This window comes from Maribacter sp. 1_2014MBL_MicDiv (assembly GCF_001865655.1).
GTDB classification, from domain to species: Bacteria; Bacteroidota; Bacteroidia; order Flavobacteriales; family Flavobacteriaceae; genus Maribacter; species Maribacter dokdonensis.
Genome location: NZ_CP011318.1, coordinates 1,726,792 through 1,739,302, shown reverse-complemented (window position 1 = coordinate 1,739,302; position 12,511 = coordinate 1,726,792). Strand labels below are relative to the sequence as shown.

Below are 12,511 nucleotides of genomic sequence, written 5' to 3'. Positions count from 1 at the left end.
GTAGTTGTACCCATTCATATGTTAGAAATAGAGCGTAAATTTTTGGTAGGATCAGAAGATTATAAATCTGAGGCAAGGTCTAAAACACGAATTGTTCAAGGTTTTTTAAATACAGACCCTAATAGAACGGTAAGAGTAAGAATAAAGGGCGATACCGGATTTATTACCGTAAAGGGGAAATCCAATGCTTCGGGTACATCTAGGTTTGAATGGGAAAAGGAAATTTCTGTAGTAGATGCCGAAAGTCTGTTGAAGTTGTGTGAAAAAGGAATTCTAGATAAAGATAGATATGAAGTGCCGGTAGGGAACCATGTTTATGAGGTAGATGAATTCCGTGATGAAAATGAAGGGTTGACAGTAGCTGAAATTGAATTGAACGATGAGAATGAATTATTTGAAAAACCAGCTTGGTTGGGGGTAGAGGTCACCGGTGAGGTAAAATATTACAACTCCCAATTAAGTAAAACACCTTTTAATCTATGGTAGGAAGTAAGAATCTTTTTTTTGGCTTACTGATATTGATGCTCTTTTTCGCATGTAATCAAAAGAAAGTAGAATTAAGCCCTAACATGCCCAATGAGGAAAAGAAATCGGCGGCACAGTTGAAAACAGAACTAACTGAGAAGGGTTTTCAGATTTTTGATTATGTAGATGAGAAAACCAAAGACACGGTACTTATGCAGGAGTATTATATTGCTTTTTTAAAAAGTGGTCCAAACCGTGATCAGCCAAAAGCTGTAGCGGATAGTTTGCAAATGCTACATATGGCACACTTGGGTAAAATGTATGAATTGGGATATGCGGATATTTCTGGACCATTTGGTGATGATGGCGATATAAGGGGAATAACCATTTACAATACACCAAGTATGGAAATTGCCGATAGTTTGGCCAACGCAGATCCCATGGTAAAAGCGGGTAGATTAAAAATAGAAATTCACCCGTGGTGGGCGGCCAAAGGTTTTGGACTTCGGTAATTCACATTTTATTTTTTGATACCATGTAAGGGTACCATAATTAAGTGTTCCAGTAGTTCCTCTGTACTGTAGCTATCAAAAAAGTCTCTATTTGGCAATATAACCTCATTTATTCGAATGAGAAATAACTCGCATATGAGCTTAAGATTGATATTATCTTTTAAAAGGCCTTTGTTCTTTGCCACTTCAAGCAAATCTAATACATAGGTCCAAACAACGGCTTGGGTAAAATTTTCGTAAAGAATATAGGACTGGGGATAATATTTTTTTAAACTATAAAAAAATGTAGGACTCAGGTTTCTAAGTTCCTTAAGTCCTACATTATAAATATGAATGATATTATTAAACGGATTTGGCTCTTGGTCAGAAATTTGAATAAACCTGCTTATTTTATCATGGGTACGATTAAGCAAAAGAGAAACACTTTCCTGAACTAGATTATTCTTATTTTCAAAAACTTCATATAATGTTTTTTTAGAGATGCCAAGGGTCTCAGCCACATCATCCATTCCGACCCTTTTGCATCCATATTTAGAGAAAAGCAGTAATGCCTGTTCTATATATTCAGTTTTTTTCTGCATTTTTTATGAGCAAAGATTTATTGCCATCCGCCGCCAAGGGAACGATACAATTCTACCGTAGCAGATAATTGATCAAGTTTGTTGTCCACTAAACTTAGTTCTGCGTTTAAAGAGTTTTCTCTTGCCGTTAATAGGTCCAAATACGTAAGGTAGCCACTGTTCAATAACTCTTCAGAATTATCTTCAGCTCTTTTCAAAGCAACAACTTGCTTGCTTACAAAAGCCTCTTTTTCAACAGAGATATTGTAGTCATATAAGGCTTCGGATACTTCTTTTCCAGCAACCAAAAGCGATTGTTTAAAGCTTAATAGCGATTGCTCTTGTTGTGCTTTTGCTACTTCATAGGCAGTTCTAACTTTTCTGCCGTTGAAAATAGGTTGGGTTAGACCGCCTACTAAATTTGCGAAAATAGAGCTGGAATCTATCCAATTATCCAATTCTAAACTTTGAAATCCACCTTGTGCGGATAGGGTAATGGATGGATAAAAGTTACTTCTGGCAACATTGGTCAATTCAAAACTATTTACCAATCCGTATTCCGCCTGCATAATGTCTGGTCTGTTACGTAATAAAAGTGCAGGTACACCAAGTTGCATGTTGGCAGATAATTTTTGATCATCTAAAGTTCCACGGTCATAATCTTGTGGTGCCTCACTTAAAAGAATACTTAAAGTGTTTTCTGTTTTGTAAAGAGCATTTTTAAGATCCAATAATTGACTTTGTGCACTATACAATTGCGCTGCTGTTTGGTCTACGCCTACCTGGTTTTCTTGCCCGGCTTCTTTTAAAGCTGTAATGGTCTCTAAACTTTTAGAGCGGGTTTCAATAGTTTCTTCGGTAACTGAAATTTGTTTGTCCAAAGCCAATAATTGATAGTAGGTAGTTGCTATTTGTGATACCAGACTTGTCTTTACCACTCTATGAGCGGCAACAGTCTGTAAGTAACTTGCATCACTGGCCCTTTTTGTACTTCTGATCTTTCCCCAAATATCTGCCTCCCAAGACAATGTTCCAGAGGTTTCAAATTGGTTAAAAGGTTGCGTAAAAAAGCTACCGAATTGTCCGTTCTCACTAGTTCTAGCAGTTCTTGTAGCACTTGCGGCACCGTTCAAGGTAGGTAAATAACCAGCCTTGCCTTGTTTTACGTAAGCCTCTGCGGCCGCAATGTTCTGCAGTGCAATTCTTATATCTAAATTGTTCTGTAAACCTCTTTCAATATAAGTTCTTAGGTAAGTATCTGTAAAAAGATCCTTGTAAGACACTGAGGCAAAAGAAATACTGTCTTGTGGCAGATTATCTGTTCTGTACAGATTCTCTGTTTCTACACTAGGGCGTTCATACGTTTTTGCCGTAAAGCAAGACTGTAATAACAGTGGCAGTATGGCTACCAGTATAAGTTTATTTGCTATTATTTTATTCATGATTTCTATAGTTCTTTATTTTTCTATGGCTTCTTTTGGAGCACCGGTAAATCTTTCTTGAATAGATTGGAAAATGACATATAGCGCAGGTATTACGAATACACCGAAAATGGTACCGATCAACATACCGCCAACGGCACTCATACCAATAGACCTGTTACCTACTGCGCCTATTCCACTGGATAGTGCCAATGGTAAAAGACCAAGGATAAAAGCAAAGGATGTCATTAAAATTGGTCTAAGCCTTGCTTTTGCACCATCAATGGCAGATTCCATTATTGACATGCCGTGCTTTCTACGCTGAAGCGCAAACTCAACTATTAGAATGGCATTTTTAGATAGCAGACCGATCAGCATGATCAATGCAATTTGAAAATAAATATTGTTTTCTAGTCCAAACAGGCTAACAAACCCAATGGCACCTGCAATACCTACCGGAAGCGATAATAAAATGGAGAATGGCAGTATATAGGATTCATACTGTGCACTTAACAAGAAATACACGAATACCAAACTCAAAATAAATATGATGATGGTTTGACTACCAGCGCTATTCTCTTCTTTGGTAAGTCCGGAGTATTCATAGGTGTAATTATTGGGCAATACCTGAGCAGACACTTCTTCTATAGCGGTAATGGCATCACCGGTACTATAACCTGGGTTCATGGCACCGTTAATCTTTACAGAATTCAGTAAGTTGAATCTACTAACAATTTCAGGACCATATATTTTTTGTAGCGATACAAATTGAGACACCGCAACAGATTCTCCGTTGGCATTGGTCACAAAGATGTGGTTCAGTGACTCCTCATTCGCCCTATCTTCGGGTTTAGCCTGTATCATGACACGATATTGCTTACCAAACTTATTAAAGTCGGTAGTATACAGCCCTCCATAATATCCTTGCATAGCATTGAATACATCGGTTACTGCTAAACCTGCAGACTTGGTTTTTTCAATATCTACTTGCAGCTCATATTGTGGGAAATTAGGGTTAAAGGAAGTAATAGCATATTGAACTTCCGGACGTGCATTTAAAGCTGCCAAAAACTCATTGGTCGTTTGACCAATAGACTGCCAATCTTCTGCATCTTTATTCTGTAGATTCAGCTCAAAACCGGCCGAGTTACCAAAACCTCTAACCGCTGGAGGTGTAAAGAAAAAGATACGGGCATTTTTTAACCCTGCTGTTTTAGCAAAAAGCTGGCCAATGGTAGCCTCTACAGTTTGTGAAGGTTCTGTTCTTTCTTCCCAATCTTGTAAACGAATTACAGAGAAGCCGTAAGAACCCCCGTTAACACTGTTTAATATACTAAAACCGGTAATGTTCATTCTTGCTTTAACAATATCCATTGATTCATAAATAGAATCTAATTGCTTAACGGTTTTTTGTGTTTCTTCCAATGTAGTACCAGGAGGCATAGTAACATCGGCAAAAATGATTCCTTTATCCTCATTTGGTATAAACCCGGTAGGTGTGGTCTTAAACATGTAAATGGTTAATACCGTGAATACTACTAAACTACCAATGGTAAGCCATTTATTTTTGGCAAATACTTTTACGGATCCTACATATTTGTCGGTTATAGTGTCAAAACCGGTGTTAAAGGCTGTAAAGAAACGTTGCTTCAATCCTTTTTTATGTTCTTCTGATGGATTGTGTGGTTTTAAAAACAGTGCTGCTAATGCCGGACTCAAAGTCAAAGCGTTAACTGCTGAAATTAATATGGCGATGGCTAATGTAATACCAAATTGTTGGTAGAATACCCCAGAAGAACCACTAATGAATGATACCGGAATAAATACTGCTGACATTACCAAAGTAATGGAAATAATGGCACCGGATATTTCGGACATCGCAGATTTCGTTGCCGTTTTTGCATTGGTGGCACCTTCCTCCATTTTAGCGTGAACCGCCTCTACGACTACAATGGCATCATCTACAACAATACCAATAGCCAAAATCATAGCGAACAAGGTCAACATGTTAATGGAATACCCAAAGAGGGATAGGAAGAAGAATGTTCCTATAATGGCCACAGGTACCGCAATTGCGGGAATTAAGGTGGATCTGAAATCTTGTAAGAACAAGAATACAACCAAGAATACAAGTAAAAAAGCTTCAATTAAGGTTTGTACTACGTGCTCTATTGAGGCACTTAAGAAGTCTTTTGTGTTATATGGAATTACATAATCTAATCCGTCAGGAAAATCTGGTTGACTCTCTTGTAATATAGACTGTATTTGGTCAATAATTTCGTTTGCATTTGACCCGGAGGTTTGAAAAACCCCAACTGCTGTTCCAGGGTTACCCATACCTTCATTTTTGGTACCGTAATTAAATGCTCCTAATTCTACCTCTGCAACATCTTTTAAGCGTAAAAACTGTCCGTTTTCTTGAGCTCTAATAATGATGTCCTCATATTCTGCTTCTTCAGAAAGTCTACCTTTATATTTAAGAACATATTCATAAACACCATCCGCATTTTCACCGATTTTACCAGTTGCTGCTTCAAGGTTTTGTTCATTTAAGGCTGCTTGAATATCAGAAGGCATAAGCTTATAGGCGGCCATCTTAGCTGGGTCTAGCCAAATACGCATAGAATAATCTTTGGCACCAAAAACCGTTACGTTACCCACACCTTCTATACGTTGAAGCTTAGGTACTAGGTTAATACGAGCATAGTTTTCTACGAACGTAGCATCATAATTATCATTTTCTGAAAATAATGAAAAGAACAGTAGTGCACTTGTTTGTGACTTTTGCGTAATTACACCTGTTTGTATTACAGCTTGTGGTAATACACTATTTGCTCTAGCTACTCTATTTTGAACGTTAACCGCCGCAATATCTGGATCGGTTCCTAATTTAAAGTAGACGTTTATGGTGGCACTACCATCGTTACTGGCATTAGATGTCATATACAGCATGTCTTCCACACCGTTTATCTGTTCTTCTAATGGTACTACTACACTTTTTAGTACGGTCTCTGCGTTGGCACCCGTGTAAGTACTAGTTACCTGTACTGTTGGCGGTGCAATTTCTGGATATTCCTCAATAGGTAAAGTACTTAAACCTAAGACACCTAGAATTACTATAATAATCGATATAACCGTAGATAGTACGGGCCGATCAATAAATTTTTGAAACATTGTTCTTTATTTATGTATTATGAAATAGCGGATGTTTATTTAACCGGAGAAATGGTCATACCGTCTTTAATTTTTGTAACACCTTCAAGAACAATTTGTGTTCCTGGTTCCAATCCGTTCTTAATGATAAAACCATGCTGCGTATTTGCAATAATGTTCAACGGTTTTGTGGTTACTGTGTTATCATCCTTAAGAATGTAAACTAGTTTTTTACCCTGTAAATCTATGGTAGCAGATTGTGGAATTTCAAATGCATTTTCATAAACTGTGGGTAATTTAATTTTACCGGTACTACCACTGCTTAGCATGTTGTTTTTATTGTCAAAATCCGCTCTAGCGGTAACACTGCCCGTTGAACTATTAATAATGTTATTAATCATTGCAATTTTTCCTTCTTCGGGATATTCTTCGCCGTTGATCATAATTAAAGATACTTTAGGAGCTTGGCTAAGGTCCATTTGGTTCTTCTCATTTTTAGGCATAGACTCCTTAAGCTTCAAAAGCTCTTTTTCATTTAAGGAAAAATATGCACGTACCTCACTAATATCAGAAACTGTAGTCAAAGGCTGGGTCATATTAGAGCTGACCAATGCCCCTACTTTAAATGGAATTTCGCCAATATAACCGTCAACAGGACTGGTTATTCTAGAATAGCCAATATTGGAAGCTACACTTTCATAGTTGGCTTTGGCTTGCGCCAATTGAGCTTTTGCCGTTTCTAATTGAACTTCACTGATAATGTTCTTTTCAACAAGAGGCTTCAGTTTATTTACTTCTACTTGTGCTACGTTAACAGAAGCCTTGGCAGCATTGGCATCTTGGTTTAAGGTTTGGGTTTCTAATTTAAAAAGTAATTGTCCTTTTTTTATCTTCTGGCCTTCTTCAACATAGACTTCTTGTACAAATCCCGATACTTTTGGCCATATTTCAACATTTTGCTTTCCTTCTAAGGTGGTTGAAAATTCGTTGTAAACGGTAATTGTTTCGGGGCTGAGAGCCGCTACTTTTAAACTAGGTGGCGGTGGTGCCGTAGCACCTTGTGCCGGTTGCTCAGATGAGCCAAAGCAAGAGCTCAATAGTAGAGCAGAACTTAATATTCCTATAATCGATAATTTTTTCATGATAGATAGTTGTTGTTTGTATGATTGTTTTTGCGTGTTAAGGTTTTGTTAATTCTGTAAGTTCGGTAATAAACGAACTAATTAAATAAAAAAATTAGCCATCTAATTTTTTAAGATTATTAATAGTTTGTTTAAAAATCTTTCTAGTTTCTTCTAAACAGTTAAGGTAGATTTCTTTTTTCTCTTTGTTTTCCTCATATTTTGTAATGTTGTGCTCTTTGTTATATTCAGCGACTTTATCAATCATTTTGCATTCAGTTTCTAATTTTTTTAATGATTGTTTTAATTTGTTACTAAAGAATGCATCCTTTTCTGAAACTTTAAAATAACGTTTACGATCACCAGATTTAGTGAAATAGTTGATAAAACCAATTTGTTGTAAAAGGTTTAAAGATGTGGAAATAGAACTTTTGCTGGCACCTCTTTTTTCAAGGCAATCATCAAACGTTAATCCATCTTCATCGGTTACCACAAGATTTGCAAATATTCTGGCAGCAAGTGGGGGTAGGTCATACTCTGTCTCAAAGTATACTCCTAACTCCTCAATTAACACTTGTTTGCTTTGTTCTTTGTTCATCATTCTTAATTTAAAAGCACAAAGGTATTATTAGTTCGGTAGAAAACAAACCAAAAGAACTTAAAAAGTGTTAAAATTATATTTTGTGCGGTATTTGGTAGAATATAATTTAAATAACTATCTGTTGTGTAGGCTTTTAATAGTAGTATGCTACAGTATTTACCATTGTTATTTGACTACGGTGATTTTAAAAAAATTACGGTTCTCGTTAGGTAAAACTTCGTAGTCAGTTGTATTATAAGTAGCGGTTTCTATATCAAAGTAAGGACCACAGCACTCAGATGTTTGATTCAATTCCACAAGATTAAGGGTTAATGTATCAATTTCAGAATCTGAAAAAATGATGCTATAAGTGTTTTCTCCGCCTTTATTATCTACAATAAAATTTAGAAAATCGTTTGAATTAAAAGGTATTACATCTATTTCAGATTCATTATAGTTTATTGAAATTTCAGAAAGTGAGTAGGTACCATTAGTAATTAAATTATTGCCACTGGCATCAACCAGTTCAATTGAAAACCACTGTTCAATGGCACAATCTACTAAAGAGCAATCAGTTCCTTCTTGAGAAATATTACAACTATAGTTTATAATAAGTAAAACAAATAGAATTGCCGTTTTTAGGTTCATTTTTTATTCATAAGACGCCAACGAACAGCGTTGGTTGCTTTAGAACCTATTATTTAGCCATTATCCCTTCTTTATCAATAAGCTGAATTTGGACTAAATTATTTTCTTTAACCGTATTTTTTTCAAACACAAAACGTTTTTCGTACAATTTATTATCGGCATAAAATGTGACAAAAAATTCATTGTTCAAACCTAGAACATCTTCTTGAACAACTTCAATTTTTCTAAACGACTTTGGTTGCATATCACCAATGCCATGTCTCATAGTTGAAGATTTACGATCTTTATCATATCCTTTTGAAACGACCATGGTCATCTCAATAGGTGTGGTGCGATCGTTAATGATATAGGCATTCCAATCTTTATCCAAAAACTCTTTGTTCCATTCACGGATCATGGCAACATGCACATCTTTGGCAACCGGTATTTCAATATCTTTTTTCACGTAATGGTTTTACAGGGCGCTTTTAAATTGTTCTAAAAATCTAACATCGTTTTCACTTAATAAACGAATGTCGGTGATTTGATGTAAAAGCATAGCAATACGATCTATACCTACGCCAAAAGCAAAGCCAGAATATTCATTGGGGTCAATTTTACAGTTGGTCAATACATTTGGATCAACCATACCACAGCCACCAATTTCTAACCAACCTGTACCTTTGGTTATTCTATAGTCTGCCTCGGATTCTAATCCCCAATAAACATCTACTTCTGCACTAGGTTCAGTAAATGGAAAATATGAAGGTCTTAGTCTAATTTTAGATTTCCCAAAAAGTTCAGAGGTAAAATATTGAAGTGTCTGTTTTAGATCCGCAAAAGAGACATCTTTATCTATATATAAGCCTTCAACTTGATGAAAGAAGCAGTGTGATCTAGCCGAAATGGCTTCGTTTCTATATACTCTTCCAGGAGAAATAGTTCGTATAGGCGGCTTATTATTTTCCATATAACGTACTTGAACTGATGAGGTATGGGTACGCAATAGTATATCTGGATCAGTTTGTACAAAGAATGTATCTTGCATATCTCTTGCCGGATGATATTCCGGTAAGTTCAATGCGGTGAAATTATGCCAATCATCTTCAATTTCAGGACCTTCTGAAACATTAAAACCTATTCTTGAGAAAATATCAATGATTCTATTCTTTACAATAGATATTGGATGGCGCGATCCTAATTCAATAGGATTGCCTGGTCTAGTCAAATCACCATATAACTGCTCATCTGTTTTTGAATTCTCTAAGGTCTCTTTTAATTCCTCAACTTTTGCGGTTGCAGCTTGCTTAAGTTCGTTAATGGTTTGCCCAAATTCCTTTTTTTGTTCATTGGGTACATTTTTAAATTCAGCAAAAAAGTCATTAAGAATACCCTTTTTACCAAGATATTTAATTCTAAATGTCTCAACAGCGTCAATATTATCTGCTGTGAACGAAGCTACTGTGGCAATTTCTTTCTTTATATTATCAATCATAAATGTTGATTAAAGCCGCAAATTTAAAACTTTTACAAGAGGTTTAATATGTTTTTGGCTGTTTATATAGGTTAAGTAGAGTTTATAGAATTAAAATGATACAAATACCTTTATATTAAAAATGTAGATAGAACATTCATTAATAAAAAAAACCGATGTATGTACATCGGTTTTTTTTAAATACTTTGTTAAAATGTATTTGCGGTTATGCATAAAATTCTACAGCTCCAGAAGCAATATCATACATAGCACCTACAATCTTAATTTCTCCGTTTTCTTCCATTTCTGCAAGTACCGGGCTTTGTTTTCTTATATTCTCTATAGTTAACTCCACGTTTTTAGCTGCTACTTTATCTACAAATTCTAAATTTTTTGAATTTCTAATGCTTTCATCTGCTGGTTCAGTTACGGCTTCTACAGCTGGTTCAATTTTATTGATCAATGCCGTTAGGTTTCCTAGCCTTGCGTGATCACAAGCTCCCTTGATGGCACCACAACTGGTATGTCCTAGAACAACAATTAATTTGGTTCCGGCTAATTTGCAACCGAATTCCATGCTACCAAGAATATCTTCGTTTACAAAATTACCTGCAATTCTAACACTGAATATATCGCCAAGTCCTTGGTCGAAAACCAGTTCTGCAGAAACTCTAGAGTCAATACAACTTAATATGGTTGCAAATGGAAATTGTCCTTCACTAGTATCATTTACCTGCTCTAACAGATTTCTGTTTGCTTTAAGGTTGTTTTGAAATCTTTCATTGCCTTCCTTTAAAAAAGTTAATGACTTTTCAGGAGTCATTGTAGCCTGTGTTTCTTTAGTATGTGCTTTCATAATGTTTTTAATATTTTAATTTGTCCAGTAATTTCTTCCTAATACTACTGCTATAATAGCGTTATAAACTTAAGCGTTTATAAAGTTTGGGTAAGTCATATGGACATTATTTTTTATTGTGTGTTAAAGGTACTGTTTAACTTAAGCTTAAATTAGATTTTGGTTTTTGCTTAAAAAACTCAATATAGCTAGGAGGGTTTTCAACCACACCTCTTTTGGAAATTAACTTAATATCAATATTTCTCTCCTTTGCCTTTAGGCTAAAATCCTCTAAAATTTCAATGATATCATAATCTAAATATCTAGTTTTCATAACATCCAATTCTAGGTAGGTGCCTTCTGGTAAACTGTCAAGTTCTTTTAAAATAGCTCCTTTGTTAATAAAAGTCACTTCTTCTGCTAAAGTCATTTTTATTTTATTTTTACCATCACTATTATCTTCAATATGCAAAAAATGAGAGTTTTGGTAATTTTTTAAAAGAATAACGATAATACCAACTGCAAGACCTAAACTAATACCTATCAGTAAATCCGTAAATACGATACCTAATACGGTTACAAAAAATGGAATAGATTGTTTCCAGCCAAGTTTGTACATTTTCATGAATAGCGATGGTTTTGCTAGTTTAAAACCTACAATAAATAAAATTGCAGCTAAAACCGATAGCGGAATCATATTCAACAAAGTTGGTATTAAAATCACCGAAATCAACAATAAGAATCCATGTATGATAGCCGATAATTTGGTTCTACCACCAGATTGAATGTTCGCGGAACTACGAACAATTACCTGTGTAATAGGCAAACCACCGATCAATCCAGATATGATGTTACCGGTACCTTGTGCTAATAATTCTCTGTTTGTTGGGGTAACATTTTTATGTGGATCTAACTTATCCGTAGCCTCAACACACAGTAATGTTTCTAAACTTGCTACCAAGGCAATGGTAAATCCTGTTACCCATACCTGCGGATTGGTTATGGCACTAAAGTTTGGAAAACTGAACTGACCAATAAATGATGCTGCATCTTCAGGAACTGGAACACTCACCAAATGATCTTTAGATATACCAAGTACTTCACTATCTTGGGTGATGATATAAAATATAATACCAACGGCAACCGCTACCAAAGGACCTTGTACCAATTGGAAGATTTTTCCTTTTTTAGACAGCACCTTATCCCATAGTAACAAAATAGATAGTCCTATAATGGCAATAAGGGTTGCACCCGGACTTATATTGTTGATAGTATTTAGAATTTCTGAAAAGGTGTTCTCTCCATCAACTTGAAAAAATGCCCAATCACCTTCTGGGTCGGCGTCATATCCAAAAAAGTGAGGAATCTGTTTTAATATAATAATGATACCTATACCGGTAAGCATACCTTTAATAACAGAAGACGGAAAATAATAACCAATAACACCTGCTTTTAAAACACCGAAAATAATTTGGATAATTCCACCTAAAACCACGGCAACCAAGAAATTTTGATAACCGCCCAGAGTGCCAATGGCAGTAAGTACTATTGCCGCTAATCCGGCAGCAGGACCACTAACGCCAATTTTAGAGCCACTAAGTCCGCCGACTACGACACCTCCAATTATACCGGCAATTAATCCTGAAAATAAAGGAGCTCCACTAGCTAATGCAATACCTAAACATAAAGGTAGCGCAACGAAAAATACAACGATACTCGCTGGAATATCACTTTTAATATGTTTGAACATGAAATACAAAATT

Annotated in this window: 12 protein-coding genes; 2 read left to right on the top strand and 10 right to left on the bottom strand. The window is 35.6% G+C overall.

The window, feature by feature from the left end; translation table 11 throughout:
- The first annotated feature begins 18 nt into the window (after positions 1–18).
- Positions 19–486: a CYTH domain-containing protein gene (locus YQ22_RS07245; protein ID WP_071340652.1), complete on the top strand. Its 468-nt coding sequence runs from the start codon at positions 19–21 to the stop codon at positions 484–486.
- Positions 480–977, top strand: a complete 498-nt coding sequence (locus YQ22_RS07240; RefSeq protein WP_071340651.1) for a YciI family protein — start codon at positions 480–482, stop codon at positions 975–977. The genes YQ22_RS07245 and YQ22_RS07240 overlap by 7 nt, the downstream gene beginning before the upstream one ends.
- Before the next feature lie 8 nt (positions 978–985).
- Here YQ22_RS07240 and YQ22_RS07235 read toward each other — a convergent pair whose 3' ends face one another.
- From YQ22_RS07235 to YQ22_RS07190, 10 genes are all read right to left on the bottom strand, one after another.
- Positions 986–1,558 (bottom strand): TetR/AcrR family transcriptional regulator, encoded by a 573-nt coding sequence (locus YQ22_RS07235; RefSeq protein WP_058104752.1) that lies wholly within the window; start codon positions 1,556–1,558, stop codon positions 986–988.
- A gap of 17 nt (positions 1,559–1,575) precedes the next feature.
- A complete protein-coding gene (locus YQ22_RS07230; RefSeq protein ID WP_058104753.1) occupies positions 1,576–2,979 on the bottom strand; it encodes a TolC family protein in 1,404 nt (467 codons plus the stop codon).
- 15 nt (positions 2,980–2,994) lie between these two features.
- On the bottom strand, positions 2,995–6,132 hold the full coding sequence (locus YQ22_RS07225) for an efflux RND transporter permease subunit (RefSeq protein WP_071340650.1): 3,138 nt from the start codon (positions 6,130–6,132) through the stop codon (positions 2,995–2,997).
- 35 nt (positions 6,133–6,167) lie between these two features.
- Positions 6,168–7,253, bottom strand: coding sequence for an efflux RND transporter periplasmic adaptor subunit (locus tag YQ22_RS07220; protein ID WP_071340649.1), 1,086 nt, complete (start codon positions 7,251–7,253; stop codon positions 6,168–6,170).
- Positions 7,254–7,347: 94 nt separating this feature from the next.
- The gene (locus YQ22_RS07215) at positions 7,348–7,833 is read right to left on the bottom strand and encodes a GbsR/MarR family transcriptional regulator (protein WP_232231347.1); all 486 of its coding nucleotides are present in this window, start codon (positions 7,831–7,833) and stop codon (positions 7,348–7,350) included.
- Between the two features lie 165 nt (positions 7,834–7,998).
- Positions 7,999–8,460: a hypothetical protein gene (locus YQ22_RS07210; RefSeq protein WP_071340647.1), complete on the bottom strand. Its 462-nt coding sequence runs from the start codon at positions 8,458–8,460 to the stop codon at positions 7,999–8,001.
- A gap of 49 nt (positions 8,461–8,509) precedes the next feature.
- Positions 8,510–8,905 carry a hypothetical protein gene (locus YQ22_RS07205; protein ID WP_071340646.1) on the bottom strand — a complete coding sequence of 132 codons (396 nt, stop codon included), beginning with the start codon at positions 8,903–8,905 and terminating at the stop codon, positions 8,510–8,512.
- Positions 8,906–8,914: 9 nt separating this feature from the next.
- Positions 8,915–9,934: a phenylalanine--tRNA ligase subunit alpha gene (gene pheS, locus YQ22_RS07200; RefSeq protein ID WP_071340645.1), complete on the bottom strand. Its 1,020-nt coding sequence runs from the start codon at positions 9,932–9,934 to the stop codon at positions 8,915–8,917.
- Positions 9,935–10,139: 205 nt separating this feature from the next.
- A complete protein-coding gene (locus YQ22_RS07195; RefSeq protein ID WP_058104760.1) occupies positions 10,140–10,769 on the bottom strand; it encodes a carbonic anhydrase family protein in 630 nt (209 codons plus the stop codon).
- Positions 10,770–10,905: 136 nt separating this feature from the next.
- Positions 10,906–12,498, bottom strand: coding sequence for a SulP family inorganic anion transporter (locus YQ22_RS07190; RefSeq protein WP_071340644.1), 1,593 nt, complete (start codon positions 12,496–12,498; stop codon positions 10,906–10,908).
- Positions 12,499–12,511: the final 13 nt, after the last annotated feature.